This window comes from Tamlana crocina, assembly GCF_012037625.1.
Genome location: NZ_JAAVJS010000009.1, coordinates 74,170 through 100,018, shown reverse-complemented (window position 1 = coordinate 100,018; position 25,849 = coordinate 74,170). Strand labels below are relative to the sequence as shown.

Annotated in this window: 23 protein-coding genes and 1 other RNA gene; 13 read left to right on the top strand and 11 right to left on the bottom strand. The window is 38.3% G+C overall.

The window, feature by feature from the left end:
• The first annotated feature begins 28 nt into the window (after positions 1–28).
• From HC176_RS08165 to HC176_RS08150, 4 genes are all read left to right on the top strand, one after another.
• Positions 29–868 (top strand): sugar nucleotide-binding protein, encoded by an 840-nt coding sequence (locus HC176_RS08165; protein WP_167917702.1) that lies wholly within the window; start codon positions 29–31, stop codon positions 866–868.
• 43 nt (positions 869–911) lie between these two features.
• Complete coding sequence (locus tag HC176_RS08160; protein WP_167917701.1) at positions 912–1,205, top strand: 4a-hydroxytetrahydrobiopterin dehydratase; 294 nt, start codon at positions 912–914, stop codon at positions 1,203–1,205.
• An 87-nt stretch (positions 1,206–1,292) separates the two neighbouring features.
• On the top strand, positions 1,293–2,012 hold the full coding sequence (locus tag HC176_RS08155) for a YebC/PmpR family DNA-binding transcriptional regulator (RefSeq protein WP_167917700.1): 720 nt from the start codon (positions 1,293–1,295) through the stop codon (positions 2,010–2,012).
• 66 nt (positions 2,013–2,078) lie between these two features.
• Entirely contained in the window at positions 2,079–3,062 is a 984-nt protein-coding gene (locus HC176_RS08150; RefSeq protein WP_167917699.1) for a Gfo/Idh/MocA family protein, read from the top strand.
• A gap of 53 nt (positions 3,063–3,115) precedes the next feature.
• On the opposite strand, the gene HC176_RS08145 is transcribed toward HC176_RS08150, so the two are convergent.
• Positions 3,116–3,859, bottom strand: coding sequence for an NYN domain-containing protein (locus HC176_RS08145; protein WP_167917698.1), 744 nt, complete (start codon positions 3,857–3,859; stop codon positions 3,116–3,118).
• Positions 3,860–3,986: 127 nt separating this feature from the next.
• Between HC176_RS08145 and HC176_RS08140 the strand changes: the two genes are divergently transcribed.
• Positions 3,987–6,590, top strand: a complete 2,604-nt coding sequence (locus HC176_RS08140; RefSeq protein WP_209309690.1) for a zinc-dependent metalloprotease — start codon at positions 3,987–3,989, stop codon at positions 6,588–6,590.
• A gap of 197 nt (positions 6,591–6,787) precedes the next feature.
• Here HC176_RS08140 and HC176_RS08135 read toward each other — a convergent pair whose 3' ends face one another.
• The 5 genes from HC176_RS08135 to HC176_RS08115 form a co-directional block, all read right to left on the bottom strand.
• Positions 6,788–7,870 carry an iron-containing alcohol dehydrogenase family protein gene (locus HC176_RS08135; RefSeq protein WP_167917697.1) on the bottom strand — a complete coding sequence of 361 codons (1,083 nt, stop codon included), beginning with the start codon at positions 7,868–7,870 and terminating at the stop codon, positions 6,788–6,790.
• A gap of 112 nt (positions 7,871–7,982) precedes the next feature.
• Positions 7,983–8,687 carry an HAD family hydrolase gene (locus HC176_RS08130; RefSeq protein WP_167917696.1) on the bottom strand — a complete coding sequence of 235 codons (705 nt, stop codon included), beginning with the start codon at positions 8,685–8,687 and terminating at the stop codon, positions 7,983–7,985.
• On the bottom strand, positions 8,678–9,406 hold the full coding sequence (kdsB, locus tag HC176_RS08125) for a 3-deoxy-manno-octulosonate cytidylyltransferase (RefSeq protein WP_167917695.1): 729 nt from the start codon (positions 9,404–9,406) through the stop codon (positions 8,678–8,680). Before kdsB ends, HC176_RS08130 begins: the two co-directional genes overlap by 10 nt.
• A 119-nt stretch (positions 9,407–9,525) precedes the next feature.
• Positions 9,526–10,101 (bottom strand): DUF4126 domain-containing protein, encoded by a 576-nt coding sequence (locus HC176_RS08120; RefSeq protein WP_167917694.1) that lies wholly within the window; start codon positions 10,099–10,101, stop codon positions 9,526–9,528.
• 57 nt (positions 10,102–10,158) lie between these two features.
• Entirely contained in the window at positions 10,159–11,592 is a 1,434-nt protein-coding gene (locus HC176_RS08115; RefSeq protein ID WP_167917693.1) for an ATP-dependent DNA helicase, read from the bottom strand.
• Between the two features lie 132 nt (positions 11,593–11,724).
• Between HC176_RS08115 and HC176_RS08110 the strand changes: the two genes are divergently transcribed.
• The 4 genes from HC176_RS08110 to HC176_RS08095 all read left to right on the top strand — a co-directional run bounded on the left by HC176_RS08110 (position 11,725) and on the right by HC176_RS08095 (position 14,491).
• Positions 11,725–12,462, top strand: coding sequence for a hypothetical protein (locus HC176_RS08110; RefSeq protein ID WP_209309689.1), 738 nt, complete (start codon positions 11,725–11,727; stop codon positions 12,460–12,462).
• The gene (locus tag HC176_RS08105) at positions 12,446–13,273 is read left to right on the top strand and encodes a DUF3822 family protein (protein ID WP_167917692.1); all 828 of its coding nucleotides are present in this window, start codon (positions 12,446–12,448) and stop codon (positions 13,271–13,273) included. Before HC176_RS08110 ends, HC176_RS08105 begins: the two co-directional genes overlap by 17 nt.
• Positions 13,273–13,818 carry a 16S rRNA (guanine(966)-N(2))-methyltransferase RsmD gene (gene rsmD / locus HC176_RS08100; RefSeq protein ID WP_167917691.1) on the top strand — a complete coding sequence of 182 codons (546 nt, stop codon included), beginning with the start codon at positions 13,273–13,275 and terminating at the stop codon, positions 13,816–13,818. The genes HC176_RS08105 and rsmD overlap by 1 nt, the downstream gene beginning before the upstream one ends.
• Before the next feature lie 154 nt (positions 13,819–13,972).
• Complete coding sequence (locus HC176_RS08095) at positions 13,973–14,491, top strand: nuclear transport factor 2 family protein (RefSeq protein WP_167917690.1); 519 nt, start codon at positions 13,973–13,975, stop codon at positions 14,489–14,491.
• Positions 14,492–14,600: 109 nt separating this feature from the next.
• Here the strand turns inward: HC176_RS08095 and rnpB are convergent.
• Positions 14,601–14,952, bottom strand: an RNA gene (rnpB, locus tag HC176_RS08090) — RNase P RNA component class A.
• A 240-nt stretch (positions 14,953–15,192) separates the two neighbouring features.
• On the opposite strand from rnpB, the gene dnaX reads away from it, so the two are divergent.
• Together dnaX and HC176_RS08080 are read left to right on the top strand one after the other, a co-directional pair.
• Entirely contained in the window at positions 15,193–16,911 is a 1,719-nt protein-coding gene (gene dnaX / locus HC176_RS08085; RefSeq protein WP_167917689.1) for a DNA polymerase III subunit gamma/tau, read from the top strand.
• Positions 16,912–16,929: 18 nt separating this feature from the next.
• Positions 16,930–17,511: a MiaE family protein gene (locus tag HC176_RS08080; RefSeq protein ID WP_167917688.1), complete on the top strand. Its 582-nt coding sequence runs from the start codon at positions 16,930–16,932 to the stop codon at positions 17,509–17,511.
• Here the strand turns inward: HC176_RS08080 and HC176_RS08075 are convergent.
• The 4 genes from HC176_RS08075 to HC176_RS08060 form a co-directional block, all read right to left on the bottom strand.
• A complete protein-coding gene (locus HC176_RS08075; protein ID WP_167917687.1) occupies positions 17,508–18,092 on the bottom strand; it encodes a porin family protein in 585 nt (194 codons plus the stop codon). The genes HC176_RS08080 and HC176_RS08075 overlap by 4 nt on opposite strands.
• A gap of 169 nt (positions 18,093–18,261) precedes the next feature.
• On the bottom strand, positions 18,262–19,167 hold the full coding sequence (locus HC176_RS08070) for a Ppx/GppA phosphatase family protein (protein ID WP_167917686.1): 906 nt from the start codon (positions 19,165–19,167) through the stop codon (positions 18,262–18,264).
• A gap of 1 nt (position 19,168) precedes the next feature.
• Positions 19,169–21,235, bottom strand: coding sequence for a polyphosphate kinase 1 (ppk1, locus tag HC176_RS08065; RefSeq protein ID WP_167917685.1), 2,067 nt, complete (start codon positions 21,233–21,235; stop codon positions 19,169–19,171).
• Between the two features lie 91 nt (positions 21,236–21,326).
• Positions 21,327–21,812 (bottom strand): SixA phosphatase family protein, encoded by a 486-nt coding sequence (locus tag HC176_RS08060; protein ID WP_167917684.1) that lies wholly within the window; start codon positions 21,810–21,812, stop codon positions 21,327–21,329.
• Positions 21,813–22,320: 508 nt separating this feature from the next.
• Here HC176_RS08060 and HC176_RS08055 point away from each other — a divergent pair.
• Together HC176_RS08055 and HC176_RS08050 are read left to right on the top strand one after the other, a co-directional pair.
• Entirely contained in the window at positions 22,321–22,845 is a 525-nt protein-coding gene (locus HC176_RS08055; protein WP_167917683.1) for a hypothetical protein, read from the top strand.
• A 29-nt stretch (positions 22,846–22,874) separates the two neighbouring features.
• Positions 22,875–25,849: HYR-like domain-containing protein (locus HC176_RS08050; protein ID WP_483414747.1), on the top strand; the 2,975-nt coding region annotated here is incomplete at its 3' end.

Sequence of the window (25,849 nt, the reverse complement as noted above, 5' to 3'; positions counted from 1 at the left end):
CCATACTTATTAAAGTGAACGAATGGATATGGGCAGAAGTGAAAACAACAAACATAGAATCTTAATTATTGGCGCCAGCGGCTTTTTAGGCGGTGCCATTTATAAAGAACTCTGCCCCTATTTTAACACTTTCGGCACTTACAATATTAGCAATAAATCGTTTGAAAAGAATCAGCATTTTTTCCAGTTTAATATTGAGGAAGACGATATTTATGAAATACTGGATTTGGTGCGACCAACGGTAATTGTTTCCGCCTTGCGCGGCAATTTTTCAAAACAAATCTTAATGCACCTTCATTTGGCAGAATATGTGTTCGCCAACAAAGTAAAGCTATTGTTTTTGTCGTCTGCCAATGTATTCGATGCCTATTCCAAATACCCCAGTTACGAAGACGATAAAACTTATAGCAACAGCATTTACGGGCATTTTAAAATCAAAATTGAAAACATGCTATTGCGATTGCCCAAAAAGCAAGTCGCTATTTTAAGATTGCCTATGGTGTTTGGAGCGCAGTCGCCCCGGGTTCAGGAAATTGTTCAAAATATTAACGCCAAGGAGCCAGTTGAAATATTTCCAAATTTGATTATGAATGTAACCACCGATTCTAAAGTTACACAACAAATCCATTATATTATCAATCGCGACAAATATGGCGTTTTTCATCTGGGAAGTAACGATTTAGTGCACCATGACGATTTTATTAAAGAATTAATAGAAACCCTTGAACTAAACAAACAACCCGTTTTTAAACAAGTCTATACTACCAACGACGATCGTTACTTAGCCGTTTTGCCGAAAACCAACAAATTGCCCAATCATTTACAGCTCATTAGTCAAGATATTTTATCAGAATTAAAATTAAGTTGACTAGAGGTAGTTAAATGATTATTTTTAAGCAAAACACAATATTATGAGTAAACTTCCAGAACAAGACATAGAAAAAAAATTACTTCGATTTCCAGAATGGGAATATTTTGACAATGCCCTGCATGCCGAATTCGAATTCGAAAATTTTAAAGATTGCTTTAGTGCCATGAGCCGAATTGCTTTTGAGTGCGAGGCCCAAAACCACCACCCCAATTGGAGCAACGTTTACAATGTACTTTCCATTTCTCTATCCACGCACGATTCTGGCGGTGTTACCGATAAAGACTTTAAACTGGCAGAAGCCATAGAAAATATTGTAGAGCCCGAAGACGAATAATAGTTTGTTTTTGGTTGGTAGATTTTTAAATTTGCGGAACAATATAACCCGCTCCTTTACGGGAACAGAAGAATAAACATTTTAATTATGGGAAGAGCTTTCGAGTTTAGAAAAGCAAGAAAAATGAAACGTTGGGCCGCCATGAGTAAGGCCTTCACGCGTATTGGAAAAGATATTGTAATGGCCGTTAAGGAAGGTGGCCCCGACCCCGATAGTAACGCACGTTTAAGAGCGGTTATCCAAAATGCCAAGGCCGTAAACATGCCCAAAGATAATATCGAGCGGGCCATAAAACGTGCCAGCGATAAAAATCAGGGTGACTATAAAGAAGTTATTTTTGAAGGCTATGCGCCACACGGTATCGCCGTTTTAGTTGAAACTGCTACCGATAATAATACCAGAACTGTTGCCAATGTTCGCAGTTACTTTAACAAATGCGACGGCAGTTTGGGTACATCGGGTTCGGTTGTTTTTATGTTCGACCACACTTGTAATTTCAGAATCAATGCCGAAGGCTTAGACCCTGAAGAAATTGAACTGGAATTTATTGATTTCGGTGCCGAAGAAGTATTTGCCGATGATGATGGTATTTTAATTTACGCCCCTTTTGAAAGTTTTGGTGCCATTCAGGCCGAATTGGAAAAACGGGACATTGAAATTTTGTCGTCCGGATTTGAGCGTATTCCGCAGGTAACAAAACAACTTACTCCAGAGCAAGCCGAAGATGTTGAAAAACTCTTGGAAAAACTGGAAGAGGATGACGACGTTCAAAACGTTTACCATACCATGGAAGAATCGACTGAATAAACAATAATTTTTAGGGTGCTTTTTAAAGCACTCTTTTTTTATCCTGAACACTGAAAAATTAAACCGTTGGAAAACAACAAAAGCATAAAATGGGGATTTATTGGTTGCGGTAGTGTTACTGAAGTAAAAAGTGGCCCGCCTTACCAATTAACCGATGGGTTTTCAATCGCTGCAGTAATGCGTCGTGATGAAGAAAAATTGAAGGATTATGCCAAGCGTCATAATATAAAAACGACTTACACAGATCCGGATGATCTAATAAACGATAGTAATGTGGATGCCGTTTATATCGCTACCCCACCCGATACCCATAAAAAATATGCTTTAAAAGTAGCCGAAGCCGCTAAACCATGCTGTATTGAAAAACCTTTATCGCCAAGCTACACCGAAAGTCAGGAGATTGTTCAGGCGTTTAAAAATAAAAACTTACCGCTATTTGTAGCATACTACCGAAGATCACTTCCAAGATTTTTAAAGGTGAAAGAATGGCTTGATCAAGGATTAATTGGCGATGTACGACATATCAGTTCGCATTTAAGCAAGCCTGCTAATGAAATTGATTTATCGAAAGCTTACAACTGGCGTACCGATGTTAACATTGCCCCAGGAGGTTATTTTGACGATTTGGCCAGCCATGGCTTAGATTTATTTGCTTTTCTTTTGGGTGATTTTAAGGAAGCCACGGGCATTTGTTTAAACCAGCAAAAACTGTATACAGCAAAAGATGCCGTAACGGCTTCATGGGTGCATGAATCGGGCGTAACAGGTTCTGGAGTTTGGAATTTTGGTTGCAATGCCCACTTAGACAAAACCACTATTTACGGTACTAAAGGCACCATTGAATTCTCGGTATTTCATGAAAAACCAATTGTTTTAAACAGCGAAAACCAGAAGGAAGAATTGTTTATTGAAAACCCAAAGCACATTCAGCAATACCATGTTGAAAACCTTCGGAATGATTTAATTTTAAATAAAATGAAACACCCTTCAACGGGCGAAACGGCATTGCACACCAGTTGGGTAATGGATAAAATTCTTGGGACTATTTAATTTCCTCGGGTTTTTCTAGCTAAAAAATGCCGAAAATAAAGTGAATAATTTATCTATTTGGCATTGACGTTCCTAACATAAATCAACTTAAACCTGGAATTGGACTGGTTACGTTCTTCCAATTCAAACTGCGGTAACGATTTAAACAACGGTGTCAACTTTTGGAAACCAAAATTACGCGAATCGAAATTAGGCTGTTTCTTAATAATTAATGTGCCCACATCGCCTAAAAACGCCCAGCCATCATCATCGGCCGCATCATCAACCGAATTTTTTAGCAGTTTTATAACTTTTGGCGTAATATTATAAAGGTTCGATTTTTTTCGTTTGCGTCCCTTTTCATCTTTATCGTTATCATCGCTTCCTCCTAAAATTTCCAAATAGATAAATTTATCGCAAGCCACAATAAACGGATCTGGGGTTTTCTTTTCGCCCATTCCATAAACCACCATTCCTGCCTCGCGCAATCTGGTAGCCAGTTTGGTAAAATCACTATCGGACGATATCAAGCAAAAACCATTCACCTTTTCAGAATATAAAATATCCATGGCATCAATAATCATGGCCGAATCTGTGGCATTCTTTCCACTGGTATAACTGTATTGTTGTATGGGGTTTATGGCATGCTCGAGCAATACTTTTTTCCATTTGGTTAGGTATGGTTTGGTCCAATCACCGTAAATTCGTTTTATAGTGGGGGTGCCGTATTTGGTGATTTCCTCCATCATTTCACTAATGTATTTTGATGGAATATTATCGCCATCAATCAACACGGCAATTTTAATGTCTTTTATCATAATGGTTAAATATACTGAAATTAAACAGCTAGAGTCAATACCGTTTTCTTTTTTTAACTTTTATTTTGGTTCTGCCCCTTTAAATTATAACTATTTTTAGAGCGACTAATTCAAATAATTATTAAAAATGATTTCAAAAAAACGTAGCCCGATTTGGGCCTGCATGGTATTTGCCGTTTGTTTGGTGTTCTCACCAACCAATCTCGACGCCCAAAACAAAAAAAAGAAAAGAAAAAAGGATGCCACAACGGAGGCTGTAGTCGATGCGGGAAAAACGGGTAAAACCAAAAGCATTGCAGAACTGGTAAAGTCCAGCAAAAAAATAGACGGACTTTTTCCTATATACCAAGATACCATTACAGGATCCATACAACTCTTAATTTCTGAAGACCAAATAGGTAAAGATTACATTTATTTTAGCCAGATTGCCGATGGAGTTCTGGATGCTGGCCGAATGAATCGTGGCTCTTATAGAGGCTCTAAAGTGTTCAAAATTGAAAAATATTTCAATACGATTGAATTTATTACACAAAATACTTCGTTTTACTTTGACCCGGAAAATGCCTTATCCAAATCTAAGGATGCTAACATCAGTCAAGGGGTACTGGCGAGTATCAAAATAGAATCTCAGGATACAGAAAACGGCTTATTTTTAATAAAAGCAGACGATCTTTTTTTAAAGGAAACCTGGTCTCAAATTAAACCGTCCTCAAACCCAAAAAGTTCTTCTTCAACATTTAAATTAGGGAGTTTAAGTAAAGAGAAAACAAAAATTAGGAAGATTAAAAACTACGCTAAAAATACCGACTTGGTTATTGAATATGTTTACTCAACACCCCAGCCCACAAACAATGGCTCTAATGCGGTTGCTGATGCTCGAAACGTAAGTATAAAAGTATACCACAGCCTCATTGCAATACCTGAAAACGATTACCAAGTTAGGTTTGACGACCCTCGTGTTGGTTATTTTATGACTCAGGTAGACGACCAAACTTCTACCAGTACAACACCCTACCGCGATATTATTCACCGCTGGCACCTAAAAAAGAAAAATCCTGAATTGGAAATTTCAGAGCCCGTTGAGCCGATTGTTTGGTGGATGGAAAACTCCACTCCAATAGAATGGCGCGAAATCATAAAAGAAGGTGTTTTGCAGTGGAACAAAGCTTTTGAAAAAGCAGGTTTTAAAAATGCCATAGTAGTTAAGCAACAACCCGACGACGCTACTTGGGATGCCGGCGATTTACAGTACAACGTATTGCGTTGGACTTCTTCTCCTAATCCACCATTTGGAGGATACGGGCCAAGTTTGGTAAACCCAAAAACCGGTCAAATTTTAGGAGCAGATATAATGCTCGAATTTGTGCATTTTACAAATCGCGTATTTTACGATAAACTTTACGAACCCATTAGTTCGACTGACCATAATGCCTCAGAGCACTCAACAGGGGCAAACCATCAATACTGTTCTATGGGTCATCAGCTGCATCAAGATTTACAATTTGCCCAAGCTGCGGCATTAGCTGCAGAAGACTCTGACATGGAGTTGAAGCGTTTGAAAAAGGAAGCCATGCTGGCATTGATAATGCATGAAGTTGGGCATACCTTAGGGTTAAACCACAACATGAAAGCTAGCCAACTATTCTCTCCTGAACAATTGGCTGACCCCGAATTTATTCAAGGCAAGTGTTTGTCTGCATCGGTTATGGATTATGCCGCCTTAAATATCACCAAAGATCGCTCCAAACAAGGACAATATACCGATGTTACGGTAGGGCCTTATGATATTTGGGCCATTCAGTTTGGCTACACCCCTTTTAAATCCAAACAGGAAAAACAAGATTTGCTCAACAAATCAACAAACCATGAATTAAATTTTGGTAATGACGCCGACGATATGCGCTCTTCCAGTCGGGGTATTGATCCTCGGGTGATGGTTTCAGACTTATCTAGCGATGCCATTAGTTATGCCGTTGATAGAATTGAACTGTCTGACGATTTAATGGGCAAATTAAAGTTTAAGTTTGTTAAAAATGACCAATATTATGATGCATTAAAAAGGGCTTTCTTTCTGTTGAACTCCCAAAAAGGCACTATGGCCAAGGTTATTTCCAGATACATTGGCGGCGTTTATGTGGAGCGCAACTACCCAGGGCAAGAACAAGCCAAACAACCCTACACCCCAGTGAGTTTGGAAGATCAAAAAAGAGCCATGGCTGCACTTAAAAAATATGTGTTTGCGCCAGATGCTTTTAAAAGCCCTAATGAGCTTTACAATTACTTAGCCGAACAGCGTCGTGGTTTTGATTTTAGAAATGGCCCCGAAGACCCCAAAATACATAAAATGGTTTTAGGTTACCAAAAGCAAGTGCTAGATCATTTGCTACACCCTAATACACTTCAACGTATTGTGGATTCAGAGTTGTACGGAAATGAATATTCCCTAGCACAAGTTATGAAAGATTTAAATGATGCTATTTTTAAAGCTGACGTTTATAGTGCACAAATCAACTCGTTCAGGCAGAACTTGCAACTGGAATATGTAAATGAGTTAATTGCTATTTTATCGGGAAAGTCTAGTGGTTCATATGTGAATAATGCCAAGTCTATGGCTTTATACAATCTAAATGAAATTAAAAAGATGGCCAACAATACTGGCGACCTTGCAACAAAAGCCCATAAACTACATTTAAGGACTTTAATTGATAATGCATTGGATGAGATGAAATAAGAATAGTGCTCACTTTATAAAATCAAAAAAAGCTACTTCTTTTTAAGAGTAGCTTTTATTTTATAACGAGCAAATGTTTCTTTTTAGGGACAAATAATTGTTTACTTTATGTTTCATTAACTCACTTATAAAGAAACAAATACCGTACCAAAACATTGATTTCCAACAAACCAACAAGGTGATTTATGGATAAAGAATCACATTTTTTGATAAAGCGATTTTAACTTTTCGCGTGAAATGCGTTTTTCCCAATTCTTCCCAAGAGCATTTTCCCAAAGTGGTGTTAAGCTTAGGGCTATATTTATCATAATATCAAAATCTTCATCGCTTAAATGAGCACAAATGCCTTGTGGCAATTCAATGTTATGTTTTGTTTTCATTTGTTTAAAAAGCTTAACTCCATCTGGGTAGAATTCTTCTAAATGGTCAAATACAATGCAATTGCCAATACCGTGCTTTGTCCCCAATAAATAAGCCAAACCGTAACTCATGGCGTGCGCCACTCCAACTTGTGAATAAGCAATACTCATACCGCCGTGCCAGGAGGCCATCATTAGTTTTTCGCGCGACTCCTCTTCAGTTAAATTATTGTCCAAAAACACTTCTTTGCAAAGCTGATATGCCATGTCGCCGTAACTTTGACTAAACGTGTTCAAATAAGTCCCACTTAACGATTCTATACAGTGGATATAACAATCCATACCCGTGTAAAACCATTGATTGTGCTCTACTTCTTCCGTAAGGTCGGAATCTAAAATAACCTGATCGAAAGGAGTGTAGTCTGAATTTATGCCTAACTTTCTAGTGGGGCCCGTTAAAACAGTGGTTCTAGATACCTCGGCTCCAGTTCCTGAAATGGTAGGAATCCCCACATGGTAAATGGCCGGATTTTTTACTAAATCCCAACCTTGGTAATCTTTAGATTCGCCTTCGTTAGTGAGCATAATGGAAACAGCCTTAGCCAAATCGAGCAAGGTACCCCCACCAATACCAATGATACCTGATGGACGCTCTTTCGACATTAAAATAATGTCTTCAACCAATTGATCTACCTGCGAAGTTTTAGGTTCTTCTTCTGCAGAAATAAAAATGATCTTATCGTCGTAAGACAATGAAATCCTTGATAATAATGATGTATTGCCCTTAAAAACATCATCAACCAAAAAAATAAAAGGCGCATGGATGCTCAAGCGCTTTGGGGCAATTATTTCGTTTAATTGGTTGAAACTACCTCTGCCAAAAATAACTCTTGGCACCATTGGAAAGTTTTTATGACTCATTTAAGTTAATTTTCTTCTTTTTTTTCAAAAAGCAAAAGTACTATTATTTTAAATTATGCTCCTTCAAAAAAACTTTAAATCTATTTTCGTAATAGGGAATACCGTAAAGTTTTTATTTCAAAATAGTTAAGAGTTTTTTTAATGAATTTATAGTTTTGTACGATTTGCCGTTTTTTTCTTCTTCTGAAACTTCTTCGTGTGCCCAAGTGGTGTGGAAAGGCACGTGGATAGCGTTAGCTTTGATGTTTACCAATGGCAATACATCAGACTTAAGTGAGTTGCCGACCATTAAAAATTCTGATGGCGATATATCTAAATGATTCAGTAATTTTGAATAATTAGGTTCTTTTTTATCGCTCAGCACTTCAATGTGATGAAAATACTTGGTTAAGCCCGATTTTTCCAATTTTCGTTCTTGGTCTAACAAATCGCCTTTGGTGGCTAAAATCAACCTATACTTTTGCGATAGATTTTCTAACACTTCTTCTACCCCATCAAGCAATTCAACTGGTTTATTGAGCATATCTTTTCCGATGCTCAAAATGGATTCGATAACATTGGCCGAAACTTGGTAGTTTGACAATTCGAGCGCCGATTCCACCATCGACAGCGTAAATGCCTTAACGCCGTAACCGTACAACCCCAAATTGTCTATTTCCATTTTAAACAACTCTTGATCAATTTTATTCGGCGTTTCATATTTAGATAACAGTTTGGCAAATTCTGCTTCGGCTTCCCTAAAGTAGGTTTCGTTAACCCATAGGGTATCATCGGCATCAAAACCAATTACTTTTATGTTTGAATAATCTATTTCCATATTTTTTTGGCACGCTCTAAATCTTCGGGCGTATCAATTTCAATACCCTCACTATCGGTTTCAACCATTTTTATACGCTTTCCGTATTCCAGATAACGCAATTGCTCCAGCTTCTCTGAGGCTTCCAAAGGCATCATGGGTAAATTATAAAAATCTAAGATAGCTTGTTTTCTAAAAGCATAAACCCCTTTGTGCTTATAATACTTTGCCCCTACATTTTTGGCTCGCGGATAAGGAATGGGGCTTCTAGAAAAATACAAAGCGAATTTAGCCTGGTCTACTATCACCTTTACGGTATTGGGGTTGTTAATTTCATCCTCATCGGTAATTTCAACCATCAATGAGGCCAAATCGACTTCTTTCTTACTGTCGTTTTTAAAAACATCAATGAGTTTTTCCAGAGATTCGCGATCGGTAAAAGGCTCATCGCCCTGCACATTGATTACTACATCAATATCCATAAACTCAACGGCCTCAGCAATCCGGTCGCTACCGCATTCGTGCTCCTTTTTACTCATTATAGCCTTGCCGCCGTTGTTTACTATTTCTTTAAAAATAATATCGCTATCGGTTACCACGAATACATCATCAAAAAGATTTGTAGCCACCGCAGCTTCGTAAGTGCGGCGTATTACCGATTTTCCGCCAAGGTCTTGCATAAGCTTCCCAGGAAAACGCGAGGCACTATAGCGGGCAGGAATCATTGAAATTATTTTCATTTTTAAATACGCTTTATTCTATACAATGAAATTCCGTTGAAACGAGCTAGCACTTTGAAATAAGGTGCGCGTAAAATTGAAATTCAGTGTTAATTCTGTTGTCAAATGTACTATAAATATCAAAGGTTTTCGGTATTAGCCGATTTAAACTTTTTGTACAGTTTGAAAATTACAAATAATATGAAGATTACCAAAAAGGCCGCCAAAATGGGAGCAAATATTGAAATGATTGACATGGCTACCGATGTGCCCGTTTCTAGCGCAGAAACAACAGGGTTGCCCAAACCGCCTGTGGTTGCTGTTGATGCCAATCGTGTGGTGCTTGATGTACCTGCCACTGCGGCTGCGGTACCACCACCGGCGATAATGGCCAACGACCATGTTACCACCGGACTTAAATCGGCCACTGTAGAAAGCATTATAGTGGTTCCTGCAATTGCCGCCAACGGCACGGTAATACTATCAAGCAGATTATCAATGTAAGGAACAAAATAGGCAACAACTTCAACTAACGTGGCCACGCCCAAAACAACAAGTGCGGCATGGCTTCCTAGCCATTGCCAAGATTCGTTGAGTTGCCAAACATCAAAATAAGAGGCTAAACTTAAAGTAAACAACGGTAAAAACACCCTAAAGCCTACCGAAGCCGATAGCCCAATGCCCAAACAAATGCTTATTATGGTTTCTACAAACATTATTATATAAAATATCAGTTAATTCTACGGAACCATATAGAAACGTTATTTCTGTTTTTATAAAAATTGCTCCTCGAAAAACTCGTCTTTGAAACCAATAAGATACAACTTTTCTTTGGCACGCGTAACGGCAGTGTAAAGCCAACGTAAATATTCCTTGTCGACACCATTAGGCAAATACGGTTGCTCTACAAAAACGGTTTGCCATTGCCCGCCCTGCGATTTATGGCAAGTTATGGCGTACGAAAATTTAACCTGCAGCGCATTAAAATGTTTACTGGCTTTTACTTTTAAAAACTTTTTGTATTTACTGGTTTCGCTCTCAAAATCTTTCATTACTTCTTCATAAAGTCTATTAGAGTCTTCATAAGAGAGCGAAGGCGTTTCGGCTTCAATGGTATTCAACAGTAAAACGGTTTCAAAGGGTTGCATACGTGGGTAATCCACCATCCTTACCTTTACTTCGGCAAAACGGAAACCGTAAAGCTCTTGTATTTTGAAAATTTCCAAAACCTCAATAATATCGCCATTGGCAATAAAACCGGCTTCAGTTGTGGGTTTTATCCAGAAATAATTGTTTTTAACCACCATGAGGTAATCGCCCGGTGTCAATTCGTTTTCATTAAATAGAATCCGACTCCTGATTTGTTGATTGTACAGATTGGCCCGTTTGTTACTTCGCACCACAATGGCAGTTTCTTCCATGCCATTTGCACTGTAAGCTTCATTAATGGCGTCCATAATTTCATAGCCGTCCACCAAACGCACAATATCTTTATAAGGTGCTAAATCAAATTTAAAACTGTCGAAAATCTCATTTAAAAGCAATTCGCGCAACACGGTGGCATTGGCCAAAATACCTGAATCCTGTTCTTGGCGCACCACTTCGTCGAGTTCCATTTTGGTGACTTCTTTGTTGTAATTGAGCCCGAGGTTGTCTTCATTCAAAGCGGGGCTCAAATCCAATTTTACGGGTGGCAGCTGTGCGGTATCGCCAATTAAAAGTAATTTGCACTGGTGGCCCGAATAAACGTATTGCATCAAATCGTCCAATAAAGATCCGTTTTCAAATAGTTTGGATTCGCCGGGTGTATCAGGAATCATGGACGCTTCATCAACAATAAAAATGGTGTTTTTATGCTTATTGGGTTGCAAAACGAATTTAACGCCCCCTCCCCTTTCTTTCTTCGGAAAATATATTTTTTTGTGAATGGTAAAGGCTTCCTTCCCCGAGTAATTGGAAATCACTTTGGCGGCCCTACCCGTGGGTGCCATTAAAACCGCACTTTTTTTAGCTTTCCATAAATTACTAACTATAGAACCCACAATGGTTGTCTTTCCAGTCCCAGCATAGCCCTTCAACACATAAAGCGCATTGGGCCGTTTGGTAAAAATAAATTCCGCTAATTGTTGCAAAACAATATTTTGCTTTAGGGTAGGTTGAAACGGAAACTGCTGTTTTAAAAGTGAATAGAACTCGGGAGCTGTCATTTGAGGGTTTTCGGGGTTAATAATTTATTCAAATATAAAAATGATTTTACCGAACATTGTTTTTACGATTAAAAAAAAATTGTAGATTTGCTAAATACCTTTAATAAACTTTTTTTAATTAAATAACAAACTATGTTGAATTTTATTCTGATTGCTGTTGCAGTAATTTTAGTTACAATTGGCTTGGTGAAGCTGGTTGACAAATTTATACCTAATAAATTAAAACCCGTTTTAAACATATTACTTTGGGTACTTATCGCTTTTTTGGGTTACCAAACTTACATGTCTATTTATGAGCCTATCCAATTTAATAAAGAAAAAAACAAGCGTTATAAAGTAGTTATTGAAAGTTTAAAGGATATTAGAGACTCTCAATTGGCACACAAGCAAGTTACAGGAAAGTTTGCAAAAAACTTTGACGATTTAATCAAGTTTATTGATACTGCCGAATTTACCATTACCCAAAGACGTGACTCTAGTGTAATTGATGAAGAAATGACTAAACGTTACGGTGTTGATACTTTTAAGGATATTGTACTTATAGATACATTGGGCTATGTTTCTGTAAAAGATTCTTTATTTAAAAAGTCTAATCGTTACAAAAAAATGATGAATGTTCCTGTTGGGGAAGATGGTGCCAAATTTAAAATGGAAGCTGGCCATATTGAGCAAAACAAACTTTTAATCCCAGTGTTTGAAGCTTCCGTAGAAAAAGACGTTATTCTTTTCGACCAAAACAAAGACCTTTTGGTACAAGAAAAACAAGTAGTATCGGTTGATGGTGTTAACGGCGATGCCTTAAAAGTAGGCTCAATGAACGAAGTTAACACATCTGGAAACTGGCCAAAAACCTATGGTGCCAACGAATAAAGATACTACCCAAAACAACATATTAGAACTGTCCATTCAAATAAGCTTGAGTGGACTTTCTTTTTGTATATTAAACCGAAACCCCCAAACCGTAACCTTTTTAAAAACGGTGAGTTTTGGCAAACAACTTATCCCCTTTGAAGCGCTCGACCAATTGAAACACTTTTTCGATACCGAAAGCGCATTACAGCAAGATTTCAATGAAGTTCGGGTGATTCACGATAATAATCTATCGACACTAGTGCCAAAGTCTTTGTTTAACGAAGAGCATTTGGCCGATTACTTAAAGTTCAACTCGAAGATTTTAAAATCGGATTTTATTACCTTCGATTCCATTGAAATCAATCGTAGTGAAAACGTTTACGTGCCCTACATCAACATCAACAATTATATTTACGACAAGTTTGGCGATTTTACGTTTAAACACGTTTCTACAGTTTTGATTGAAGAAATTCTAAAAACCGAGAAAAACTTAGAGACCACAAAAGCCTATGTAAATGTTAGTAACGACCATTTTGAAATTTTAATTGTAAAGAACGGTAAATTGTTATTGTACAATTCGTTTGCATACAGAACCAAAGAAGATTTTATTTATTATATTTTGTTCTGTTTGGAACAGCTGAAATTAAGTCCAGAAACCACCAACCTTATCTTTTTGGGCGATATTGATGCTAACGACGAGCTTTATGTTATCGCATACAAATACATAAGATTAGTATTTTTGGGCAAACGCGAAGACAATTACAAATACGATTTTAACGCCCAACCCTTAAACGCACACAGTAATTACACCATTATAAAAAGCTTTTAATGCGAATTATTTCAGGATTATACAAAAGCAGAAAAATAGTTGCTCCCAAAAACTTACCCGTAAGGCCCACAACCGATATGGCCAAAGAATCGTTGTTCAATATTTTGAACAATTTGTATTATTTTGATGAAGTTACGGTGCTCGACCTCTTTGCCGGAACGGGAAATATCAGTTACGAATTCGCATCACGGGGCGCTCAACAAATTACTTGTGTAGACCAACATTTTGCCTGTGTTAAGTTTATAAACGAAACAGCCAAAAAGTTTGAAATGCCCATTGAAACCATTAAAGCCGAGGTGTTCAAGTTTTTAGAAAAAGCCAGCTTTAAAGTGAACATAGTATTTGCCGACCCACCTTACGACTTTTCGGATGAAGACTTTGCTAAAATTCCACAATTGGTGTTCCAAAATGACTTTTTGTTGGAAGATGGTATTTTGGTAGTGGAACATTCCAAACACACCAACCTTTCGGAAGTGGAGCATTTTAGTTATTCCAAAAGCTACGGCGGTAATGTATTCAGCTTTTTTGAAAAAAACGAAGCCTAATTCTTATTAATATCTTTTTTTTCAGTACTTTAGTGTTCTCCTTAAGAGTCCCAGACTTTATGCAACGCTAACTTTCTCTCAAAAAGGGAACATTTCTTTTTCTTGAACTTGTTTATGGTTTGTATTGAATACTAACTTTAAAACCATAAATAACATGAAAAAACTTCTTTTACTCAGTTTGGCAATTATTGTTTTTGTTGCTTGCCAAAACAAACCACAGCGTTATTTTGAAGAATCAGCAGAAATCGAAACCGTAAAAGCGGGCATCAAAGCTTACGAAAACCAAGATTGGGAAGCTTGGAAATCGCACTTTGCCGATACCGCCAAAATTTTCCACAACACCAACAAGGCGGCTTCACCATCTGAAATGATAGAAGGTATGCAGCAAATGCTATCTAATTTTTCGTCGTACGGATTTTCAAAAGAAGGCGGTATACATGAAATGGTTATCGATAAAGACGGAAAAACTTGGGTAAACTATTGGGGAAATTGGGGCGGAAAAGCCAATGTTACCGGAAAACAATTGGTCATTCCCGTTCATTTAACCCTTGAATTTGTTGATGGTAAAATTGTTCAGGAATACGCATACTACGATACCAGCGGAATATCCAAAACCCTTCAGGAAATTGAAGCTGCTAAAGTGATGGCCGATACTACTTCAATGAATAACTGATTATCATCGTTCACTAAAACAGGTTAAATTATTAATTAAAAACAATCTACCTTTTTATTTTTAACAACTTACTTAACAAACCCCTTCTTAAATTTAAGAAGGGGTTGTTTATTTAAGCAAATCTATAAGCCGAATTCTGTTCATTCTGAACTCGTTTCAGAATCTCTCTTAAACCAACCCAGAACGCCCCTATCATTTATCTGAATGCACTGTTACCAGTATACTTTAGCTGCCTACCCTCCAGCATCAAACGTGCCGCCTTCAAACGCTGGTTTACATGGCATTGCACCACATAGAGTTTACCTGATTTCACTACAGCATTACCTGTACATTCTTTCTGTTGCACTTTTCCTGACCTCTCGGCCGGTGGCCATTAACCACTATGTTGCACTACGGTGTTCGGACTTTCCTCCCGTTTGCCGAAACAAGTTCAGCATTCGAGCGATAAGGCGATTTACTTATTGCAAAAGTACAATTGAAAATGCTTAAAAGCTAGGTTTTGTTGAGAAAGAATTGAAGGTTAACCGAAGTTGTAATTTTAACTTATAAAAGCTAGCACTCATTTGTAAAGAGTGCTTTAAATTGTTGTTGATAACTACTAGCAAATTCTACATTCTGTATTTTCAATTATAAATGGAATGTTTAACTTTGTTTCGGTTATCAAGGCATCAAAAATGATGCTGAAATAAATTCAGCAAGATTTGGAACACTTTGTAGTATCGGCGCGCAAGTACAGACCCCAAACGTTTAAAGATGTGGTTGGGCAGCAGGCCATTACAAACACCTTATTAAATGCCATTGAAAACAACCATTTGGCCCAGGCTTTGTTGTTTACCGGTCCGCGTGGTGTGGGCAAAACCACTTGCGCACGTATCTTAGCCAAAATGATAAACAGCGACGGTAGCGAAAAGGATGACGAAGATTTTTCATTTAACATTTTTGAGCTGGATGCCGCTTCGAACAACTCGGTAGACGATATTAGGAACCTCACCGACCAAGTACGCATTCCGCCGCAAATAGGAAAATATAAAGTATATATTATTGACGAGGTGCACATGCTCTCGCAGGCCGCTTTCAACGCCTTTTTAAAAACCTTGGAAGAACCACCCAAGCACTGTATTTTTATTTTGGCTACTACCGAAAAGCATAAAATCATCCCAACCATTTTATCGCGTTGCCAAATTTTCGATTTTAAGCGTATTACGGTAAACGATGCTAAGGAATATTTAAGATATATTGCCGAAGAACAAGGTATAGAAGCCGAAGACGATGCCCTACACATCATCGCTCAAAAGGCTGATGGTGCTATGCGTGATGCGCTTTCTATTTTTGACCGTGTGGTGAGCTTTTCGGGGAAAAATTTAACCCGACAGGCCGTTACCGAAAACCTGAACGTGCTGGATTACGAAACCTATTTTGAGAGCACCGACCTGGTTTTGGAAAACAAAATTCCAGAGTTGTTATTGTTGTTCAATAACACACTTTCCAAAGGGTTTGATGGGCACCATTACATTGCTGGGTTGGCATCGCATTTCCGGGATTTAATGGTTTGTAAAAACCAACAGACCATTCCACTTTTGGAAGTGGGCGAACAAACCAAAGCCAAATACCAAGAGCAGGCACAAAAGGCCTCGCAAGATTTTTTGTTGCAAGGTATCAATCTCGCCAACGACTGCGACCTTAAGTACAAAAGCAGTAAAAACCAACGGTTACTCGTCGAACTTTGCCTCATGCAACTTGCCTCTATCACTTTTGATGGAGAAAAAAAAAATAGCAAACATTACATAATTCCGGCGTCATACTTCAAAAAGAAGGGCATTACGCCCATTCCGGTTAAAACGCCTGTACAAAATCAAGTTGCGGAACCTCAGGCCAATGTTGAAACCAAACCTGCACCAACAAAAAAGGTTGAACAATTTCAAGCCAAGCAGCCTCCAAAAATTGAACTCAATAAAGATTCCAAACGTACTTCAGGTTTATCCTTAAAAAGTATTCGCGAGAAGAAAGCCCACCAAATCAAACAAATGGAAGTGGTGGTTAACGAGGAAGATTTACCGAAAGAACCGTTTACCGAAAAGGAGTTTATAAAGGTTTGGAAGGCTTACATCGATAAAATTACTGTCGATGGACAGCACAACCTCGCTTCTATTTTGTCGATTGACCAACCTAAAGTTAAAGGCACAACTGCGCATTTGGAATACCCCAATGAAACCAATAAAGTTGAAGTTGAGCGCCAACAATACGACCTTTTAGGGTATATAAGGAAGGAGCTCAATAATTTCGACATCAACCTATCCATAACCATAAACGAAATCAAGGAAAAACAATACGCCTATACCCCTTTTGAAAAGTTTGAAAAACTAAAGGAAAAGAACCCCAACATTGATATGTTGCGAAAAGCTTTCGATTTGGATGTTTAATTAATAAAAATAGCTGTTATGCTCGGATTAAAACTGCCAACCGACCCGCGTTGGGTCAACATTGTTGAGAAAAATATAAAAGAAATATTGACCGACCATGCCTTTTGTGAACAAAAGGCAACAAGCACAGCCATTTCGTTAATTGTAAGTTTTCCGGAGTATACCGAATTGGTTCAGGAAATGACAGCTTTAGTAAAAGAAGAAATCAGCCATTTTAAAATGGTTCATGACAAAATTATAGAACGCGGATGGACCTTGGGTCGCGACCGCCGCGACGATTACGTAGTACAACTCGTTAAGTTTTTCCCTAAAGGAGGTAGCCGAACCACACAATTGGTGCACCGTTTACTTTATGCCGCATTAATTGAAGCACGCAGTTGTGAACGCTTCAGGTTGCTTTCAGAAGAATTGGAAGACAAGGAATTGGCCGAATTTTACAAAAAACTTATGGTTAGTGAAGCCAACCACTACACCATGTTTTTAGGTTTTGCCAGAACCTATGGCAATAAAAAAGAAGTTGACGCCAAATGGCAGCAACTTCTTGAATATGAAGCGGAAATTATGCGTGATTTAGGAAAAAGCGAAACTATTCACGGTTAAAACTTATACCCTACACCTATTTGAATATTTCGGTTTTTGGCTGAAACTCCGGTATTTTCGTGAAACACATTCCCAAATCCGTAGTTGTATCTGGCATCAACATACAGCGCATAGTTTATTTTGTATTCTACACCTGCAACGGCCGAATAGGCTAAATCGACCATATTGTCACCCACTTTATGCACTTTCCATCCTATTTGCGGCCCTAAACCGGCATGGATTTTTTCACTGAATCTAAACCTAAAAAATACAGGCATTTGTATATAATCGAGATGTAGAACTTCTGCCCTTGCTCCTTCTGCTGAGAACTGCAATTCGGGTACAATAGAAAATGTTTTAGAAAGTCCGATATTAGCAAAAAAACCTATGTAAATACTATTTCGGTGTTTGTTTTCCATTATTGGGGCATCTTCAAAATCGAGATGCGAAATGGTATAACCACCACGTACACCATATTTTACACCCTGAAAAGTAGAGGTGTTTTGCTTGGGTTCTTCGGTGCTAACGCTAAGTGAATCTTGATTTTGGGAAAAACCGTAAACGGAAAAACTAAGAACAGTTAAAAGTAATATTTTTTTCATCTGTTGTTTATTTGTAAATCTATCAGATGCTTTGGCCATATTCAAAAGTCGCTGAAATTCATCATTATGGCTTGCTCATTATTAATAGATTTGGGTTATAATTAATAATATGCACGAATATAATTTATAATTTCAAAACAAAGCAACTAAAAGGCTGAAGTGCAAAATTTTACTGTGTATTGCTAGAAACGGTATCGTAGTATATACTTTTTATAATGCCGTCGGCCAGTCCAATTTTAGGCACAAAAATATCTTTTGCACCGCTCCATTTCATAGCCGAAAGGTATATGCGCATGGCCGGAATAATTACGTCGGCACGGTCTTGATTAAGCCCTAATTCTGAAATACGTTCTTCGTAAGAATACGACTGAAGCGTGTTGTAGTACGAAGTCATATAAAAATACGATAGCGGTTTTCCTAAAGCTTTTCCAGAGATTTTAAATATTTTGTTGATGTTTCCACCAGATCCCAAAACAGAAATTTTCTCGTACTCTTTAACGTTTTCACCAATCCATTCCCTTAGTTCTTGCCACGATTCGTTTAAGACCATGTCATTAAGCAAACGCACCGTACCTATTTTAAAAGAACGCGACGCTACTTGGTTACCACGGTCTATTACAGTAAACTCGGTACTACCACCACCTACATCAACGTATAAATAGGTTTTGTCGGGGTCTATATATTTGTCCAAATCAGTGGCCGCAATAATGGCCGCTTCTTCTTCGCCCCCAATTACATCAATACTAATACCCGAATGTTCCAACACCTGTTCAACAATTTTTTTGCCGTTGGCCGATTCCCTCATGGCCGATGTAGCGCATGCTTTGTACTTCACCACTTTATGGGATTTCATCAGCAATTTAAAAGCCAACATGGTATCGAGAATACGTTCGGTATTTTCTTTGGAAATTTTGTTCTTTACAAAAACATCTGCACCCAAACGGATTGGAACACGCACCAACGAGTTTTTTTTAAACGTTACGGGCTTTCCTTTTTGTTCAATTATGTTTGAAATAAGTAACCTTACGGCGTTTGAACCAATATCGATGGCTGCATACTTTTTGATTGAGAGCATATTAGTCTTCTAATTTTTTTTGGTAATAATCGTAAATAGCAAACTGAGATCTTACTTTAGGCTTATCGTTCATCAAATATTCATTTTCCTTTTCAGTGTTTAATAAACGGGCTTTCACATTATCGTTCCAACTGATGTTGAATGTATCGATAATTTCCTGTTTAATATCGGCATCATAAATGGGGCAGCTTACCTCTACCCTGTTTTCAATGTTTCGGGTCATCCAATCGGCAGACGAAATATAAAGCTTGGATTCTTCATCCTTTCCAAAGATATAAATTCTTGAATGCTCCAAAAATTTATCGACTACACTGATGACTTCGATATTTTTGCTCATCCCTTCAACGCCGGGAATCAAACAGCAAAGCCCCCTAACAATCATTTGCACTTTAACCCCCGAGCGGCTGGCTTCGTATAGTTTATCGACCATGGGATAGCTCGATATACTGTTCATTTTTAGCCTGATAAGTCCTTCTTCCCCATTTTTAACCTTTTCGATTTCCTTATCGATTAATTTAAAAACTTCTTTTTTGGTGTAATGCGGTGAAACAATAAGGTGCTTGTATCGGTTTATTCGATAATTGGCTTCAAAAAACGCGAAAATTTTATCGACATCCTTTAGTATTTTTTGATTGGCGGTAAACAGTGTATAATCGGTGTAAACCTTAGCGGTCGATTCGTTGAAGTTCCCCGTACTTATAAAGCCATAGCGTTTTATTTTTTTGCCCTCCTCACGCTCGATAACACACATTTTACTATGCACTTTTAGTCCGGGCACGCCAAAAATGAGATTAACGCCTTCATCCTTCATCTGTTGGGCATAATCGATGTTGGCCTGCTCATCAAAACGGGCACGGAGCTCAATGGATACCGTAACCGATTTTCCATTGATAGCAGCATTGATCAGTGAACTTGCAATATGCGATATCTCCGCTAAGCGATAAATTGTAATTTTAATGGTTTTGACCGTGGGATCTAAAGCGGCCTCCCTCAAAAATTTCACTACATACGAAAAGGTTTGGTACGGCGCATGCAGTAAATAATCCTTTTTTGCAATGGGTGAAAAAATACTGTCCTGAAGGCTTAAGTTTTTTATGGGTAAGGCTTCAATTTTATCGTACATTAAATCGGTACGCCCTAAACTTGGGAAGCCCATATAGTCTCTCCTGTTGTGGTATCGCCCCCCTGGAATGATACTATCGGTACTATCGATACCCATTTTTTGCATTAAATAATGAAGGGTTTCCTGATCAATTGTTTTATCGTACACAAACCTAACGGGCTCACCAACCTGCCTGTGCTTTACACTATCGGATATTTTCTCAATAAAACTTTTACTCAAATCACTTTCAAAATCCAATTCGCCATCTCGGGTAATTTTAATCATGTGTGCCGAAATGCTCTTATAATTAAAGATGTTGAAAATATCGCTGAGGCAATGGCGCAGCAAATCATCAACCATAATAATATAATCTTTGTCATCCTGTTTAGGCAGTACCACGAAACGATCTACGGTTTTCGGAATTTCTATAAGCGCAAATTGTTTCTGGTTACCGGGCATCACCATTTTTACGGCCAAATATGCGGCACTGTCCTTTAGATTAGGAAGTACCACCGAATCATTTAAAATAATGGTAACCAACGCCGGGCTGACCGTTTTAAGGAAATATTCCTTTATATAATCGTGTTGCTCACTAGTAATTTCCGTTTCGTTGATTATATAAATGTTTTCTTCCTTAAGCTTTTCGCGAATGGCATTGAGTACACGTAAGCTTTCGGTTTGTTGATCAATAACGATTTGTGTGATGATTTCGAGCAATTCTTCGGCGCGTATGCCCCCCAATTCGCTCTTTCCTCCTTTCCCAGCTTCAACAATACGCTTAACGGTGGCATAACGCACCTTAAAAAACTCATCTAAATTATTGGAGAAAATGCCCAAAAACCGAAGTCGTTCAATCAACGGAACCGTTTCGTCTTCAGCTTCTTGCATCACTCGTGCATTAAAATGCAACCAACTAATTTCTCTGTTTATGTATGTGTTATCGGTAGGAATTTTTAATTCAGCCATTAAAATGTATGATATGTATTTTGAAAAACAAATATATTCTATTTAAGCTAAAAACGGATGCCCAAACCATTAATAAACTGCAAAGAACACCTTATTTTAAATCTTTTGGAAAAATGGTCATTATGGTTTTTCCAAGTTTTAGGTCGTCCCAAGAATTGATATCGAATTGCAATATCACGGTGCCCGTTGTTGGCACGTTAACAATATATTTATCCCCAAACGTATTTACAAATGCCGTAATAGCGTGGTTGTGCCCAAATACCATTAAACGATCAACGGCATCATTACAATTTTTAATAACTTGGGTAAGAAGTTCTCCCGAGAAATCGTAAAGATTGTGTTCAAATTGCACAATATCGTTGCTGATGTTTAAATTCTCAATAAAGATTTCAGCTGTTGTTTTAGCCCTTACAGCATCGCTCGAAATCACTAAATCTATGTTAAAATTTTCATTTTTTAAATGATTCGAAACCAAATTGGCGTCATTAAAACCTCGCTTTTTTAATGGTCTTTCGTGATCAATGACATCATATTCCCAAGACGATTTGGCATGCCTAACTAATATTAACTCTTTCATATCAATCGATTAAATGCTTTTTTTATCGTTAAAAAGTTGTTTTTGTCGATAAAATTCAATTTATTTGCTCATTAAAGCTAACTAAAAATAATGACTAAATCGTAAAAAAACGAAGTTGCATCAATTAAAATTGTTAAATTATTAATTATAAACATTTTAACATATTGAACATTCAATCGTTAAAAAACTCATAAAAACCGATAAAATGTCAACAGGAAACTTTTAAACGAATTTATAAGTGATTTACCATGAAATTTTGAACAGCTATCAATATATGTGTTCTTTTGTTTTACCTACAAAAATTTAAAATTATGACCCCAAATCTAATTTCTCGACTAAATATAGTGTTGCTAGCCAATACTATGTCTGCGCAATTATCTCTCTTCAAGATTATATTTAACGGTTTACTGGTTGGCAAGTTCAGGCGTGCCTCACGCTAGTTTTAGCGTTCCATACTGTAATTAAATACTGTTATCTGTCGTATCGCGAACTTTATTATTTCTTAATTATGAAAAATAAAACTACTCCATCATTTTTCTTTTTATTTCTGTTTTTGTCCATTTTATTTTTGTCTAGCAACCAAGTGGCAGCTCAAGACTATGATATTTATGAGCTACAAAAAGAAAATCCGTCGGTTAGTAAATCGGCCGGAAAAGTTGACAAAAGCAAAAACAGAACAGAGTTTTATGACCTTTACCAAAACTTACATACAACGATTTATGTTTCGAACAACAAAATCGATAAAGTTTATGGTGAAGGCGACATCAAGCGAATCACTTTAAGCGACAATAATTCTTTCGCTTTTTTAAATACCGATAACGATCAGTTTAAAGAAGTGAAATTAATAACTGTAAAATTGAAATCAAAAAACGACTTGAACCAGGTATTGGATTTAAGCGACAGCCCTCATTTTGTTAAACTGAAATATGTTTTTCTAAAATGCTACTTCGAATATACTGATGAAGATATTCAAAACTTTATAAAAGTCACCCCCAATGTTAGAGTTTTCCATATCTCGGCAAACCCTTCATAATATTATAATCTGATTTAAAAAGGTTAAAAATGAGAAACATCTACTCTAAAACAACTTACAAAAGCAAGGCCTCAATTAATTTATTGTGCTTAGCTTTTATGCTTATTATATCTGTTTTAGACAGTTATGGTCAAGTTGTATTCAACCCAAGAACATCTAATGCTACCCCTACCCAAGAAGTATATAGCGTTAAAGGCGACTTTGCCATGATTGGTAATGCCAACCTTAAGTTGGTGAACTACAGTGATACAGCCGACAATGATGATGACATGGAGTACGTTGATGTGGACGCAATTGCAGAAACAATCAATTCTTCGTCAGCCAACCTACTATTTTCTACTGAAAATGGGGCTGTACCAGAATGTTCAAACATTCTTTATGCTGGTTTATATTGGGTAGGTCGTGCAGATGCCGGAGCCGACACCAATGCTGATGGCGATAATAATCCCAATACGTTTAATGTAACCCATAATGGATCTCCAAAATCCCTAAATAAAACCCAAGTGCGTTTAAAAGGACCTGGAGACACCACATATCAGCTTATCTCAGCTTCAACCAACCCAAACCCCGAAATAAATTATCCTACAAATGGAAATAACCGCAATATCTATGTTGGCTACTCCGAAGTTACTGATTTTGTTAAAGCCCGTGGTTTAGGTGAATATACTGTTGCGGATATCGCCTTAAGAGAAGGAAACATTGATGTTACTGGGTTTTCTGGCGGATGGGGCATGGTTGTAGTCTATGAAAATTCTAAAATGAAATGGAGAGACATTACGGTTTTTGATGGCTATGCCTATGTTGGTGCCGGCGGATTGCCACAAACCATTTCAGCTTCTGGCTTTGATGCTGTTCAAAATGGTGATGTAAACTTAAAATTGGGCCTAATGGCTAGCGAAGGTGAAGTAGGTTGGGCTGGAGATTTCTTTTCTATAGAGCAACAAAATTCTGGTATTTTTCAACCCCTATCACATAGCAGAAATACTACTACTAACTTTTTTAACTCTTCAATATTAGTCGATAACGATGGAGATTCATTTGATGACCCTAGAGATGAATCTAGACAAAACAATGCTGGTCTAGACGTGGTGGTATTCAATGTTGACAATTCAGGTAATTCTCTAATAGACAACGGACAAACCTCTACTAGATTTCGATATGGTACTGTGAATGACTCTTATGCTATATTTAACGTTACATTTGCCGTAGATGCTTATATTCCGGAGCCTGAAGTCGTTATTACAAACACTTCAATAAATGGGAATCCACCAAGTGGAACAAACTCATCTTTACAACCTTCACAAAGTGCTATCTTTACCATTGATATCAGAAACACAGGGACCGAAGATATTACTAACGGGATCATCACTATTCCGCTCACAGAAGCTATAGACCCTACTAATCTAAATCTCAGTTCTAACGTTTATCCGCCACTAAACAGCACAACAAACCCAAATACGCCATTTTATGATTCTAGTGTTGGCCCATTTGGAAGTATCATTTGGGAAATAGGAGATTTACCTCTTCCAACCGATCCTGATACTGTTTTGGCAGATTTAAGTTTTTCATTAACAGTTACAACCGATTGTTCTGTATTGGGAGATAGTAATTTCGAACCCAATGTTTCCGTTACAGGAAACATTAGCGGTGAAGGAGCCATATCGGGTGTGGCATTTATTACCGATTTAATTTTAGGGTATCAAGAAAATGGGACATGCGTCGGTGAACCAATTACCGGAGAACTTCAAATACCCATTGATTATGAAGATTACGTTAACTCACCTCCTACCGCCAGCAACCCAGAACCTATAAATTTGGAATGTACGGATACCATCCCAGACCCAGATACCAATGTTGTAACCGATGAGGCTGATAACTCGGGTATCCCTCCAATAGTAACTTGGCTATCTGATGTTTCCGACAGTGGAACTTGTACCGAAGTTATTATCAGAACTTATAGGGTGACTGATGATTGTGGAAAATTCACTGATGTTGAACAGACCATTACCATCACCACTCCACCCTTCACCATAACCGATATCAACGGAGGAAGTACCGTTGAATGTATCGCCGATGCCACCGAAACCTTCACCCTGCCAACAGTTACCGATGCCTGTGGCAACACCCTGTCGCCCTCTGCTGCTGTGGTTACCGAAGACCCGGACCCGCTGACCTGTGAAGGAACGAGAACATATGCTTACACCTACGAAGACTGTGCAGGAAATACAGATACTTGGGCATTCATTTACACCATCAACACCCCCGCCTTCACCATCGCCGATGAAGATGGGGGGAGCACCGTAGAGTGCATCGCCGATGCCACTGAAACCTTTACTCTGCCAACGGTTACAGATGCCTGTGGCAATACGCTGTTACCCTCGGCTGCAGTAGTTACAGAAGATCCGGATCCACTGACCTGTGAAGGTACGAGAACATATACTTACACCTACGAAGACTGTGCAGGAAACACCGATACTTGGGAGTACACTTACACTATCGACACCCCCGCCTTCACCATCGCAGAGGCCGATGGAGGAAGCACCGTTGAATGTATCGCCGATGCCACCGAAACCTTCACCCTGCCAACAGTTACCGATGCCTGCGGCAACACCCTGTCGCCCTCTGCTGCTGTGGTTACCGAAACCCCGGACCCGCTGACCTGTGAAGGAACGAGAACATATGCTTACACCTACGAAGACTGTGCAGGAAATACAGATACTTGGGCATTCATTTACACCATCAACACCCCCGCCTTCACCATCGCCGATGAAGATGGGGGGAGCACCGTAGAGTGCATCGCCGATGCTACTGAAACCTTTACTCTACCCACGGTTACCGATGCCTGTGGCAATACCCTGTCGCCCTCAGCTGCAGTAGTTACCGAAACCCCGGACCCATTGACCTGTGAAGGCACGAGAACATACACCTACACTTATACGGACTGCGCCAATAATTCAGATACTTGGGCATTTACCTATACCATCGAAACACCAGCCTTTACCAT

What these genes read in the sequence shown, in the direction of transcription:
- HC176_RS08165 (WP_167917702.1), top strand. Translation starts at nt 29, where the DNA reads ATGGGCAGAAGTGAAAACAACAAACATAGAATCTTAATTATTGGCGCC.
- HC176_RS08160 (WP_167917701.1), top strand. Translation starts at nt 912, where the DNA reads ATGAGTAAACTTCCAGAACAAGACATAGAAAAAAAATTACTTCGATTT.
- HC176_RS08155 (WP_167917700.1), top strand. Translation starts at nt 1,293, where the DNA reads ATGGGAAGAGCTTTCGAGTTTAGAAAAGCAAGAAAAATGAAACGTTGG.
- HC176_RS08145 (WP_167917698.1), bottom strand. Translation starts at nt 3,859, where the DNA reads ATGATAAAAGACATTAAAATTGCCGTGTTGATTGATGGCGATAATATT.
- HC176_RS08140 (WP_209309690.1), top strand. Translation starts at nt 3,987, where the DNA reads ATGATTTCAAAAAAACGTAGCCCGATTTGGGCCTGCATGGTATTTGCC.
- HC176_RS08135 (WP_167917697.1), bottom strand. Translation starts at nt 7,870, where the DNA reads ATGAGTCATAAAAACTTTCCAATGGTGCCAAGAGTTATTTTTGGCAGA.
- HC176_RS08130 (WP_167917696.1), bottom strand. Translation starts at nt 8,687, where the DNA reads ATGGAAATAGATTATTCAAACATAAAAGTAATTGGTTTTGATGCCGAT.
- kdsB (WP_167917695.1), bottom strand. Translation starts at nt 9,406, where the DNA reads ATGAAAATAATTTCAATGATTCCTGCCCGCTATAGTGCCTCGCGTTTT.
- HC176_RS08120 (WP_167917694.1), bottom strand. Translation starts at nt 10,101, where the DNA reads ATGTTTGTAGAAACCATAATAAGCATTTGTTTGGGCATTGGGCTATCG.
- HC176_RS08115 (WP_167917693.1), bottom strand. Translation starts at nt 11,592, where the DNA reads ATGACAGCTCCCGAGTTCTATTCACTTTTAAAACAGCAGTTTCCGTTT.
- HC176_RS08110 (WP_209309689.1), top strand. Translation starts at nt 11,725, where the DNA reads ATGTTGAATTTTATTCTGATTGCTGTTGCAGTAATTTTAGTTACAATT.
- HC176_RS08105 (WP_167917692.1), top strand. Translation starts at nt 12,446, where the DNA reads ATGGTGCCAACGAATAAAGATACTACCCAAAACAACATATTAGAACTG.
- rsmD (WP_167917691.1), top strand. Translation starts at nt 13,273, where the DNA reads ATGCGAATTATTTCAGGATTATACAAAAGCAGAAAAATAGTTGCTCCC.
- HC176_RS08095 (WP_167917690.1), top strand. Translation starts at nt 13,973, where the DNA reads ATGAAAAAACTTCTTTTACTCAGTTTGGCAATTATTGTTTTTGTTGCT.
- HC176_RS08080 (WP_167917688.1), top strand. Translation starts at nt 16,930, where the DNA reads ATGCTCGGATTAAAACTGCCAACCGACCCGCGTTGGGTCAACATTGTT.
- HC176_RS08075 (WP_167917687.1), bottom strand. Translation starts at nt 18,092, where the DNA reads ATGAAAAAAATATTACTTTTAACTGTTCTTAGTTTTTCCGTTTACGGT.
- HC176_RS08070 (WP_167917686.1), bottom strand. Translation starts at nt 19,167, where the DNA reads ATGCTCTCAATCAAAAAGTATGCAGCCATCGATATTGGTTCAAACGCC.
- ppk1 (WP_167917685.1), bottom strand. Translation starts at nt 21,235, where the DNA reads ATGGCTGAATTAAAAATTCCTACCGATAACACATACATAAACAGAGAA.
- HC176_RS08060 (WP_167917684.1), bottom strand. Translation starts at nt 21,812, where the DNA reads ATGAAAGAGTTAATATTAGTTAGGCATGCCAAATCGTCTTGGGAATAT.
- HC176_RS08055 (WP_167917683.1), top strand. Translation starts at nt 22,321, where the DNA reads ATGAAAAATAAAACTACTCCATCATTTTTCTTTTTATTTCTGTTTTTG.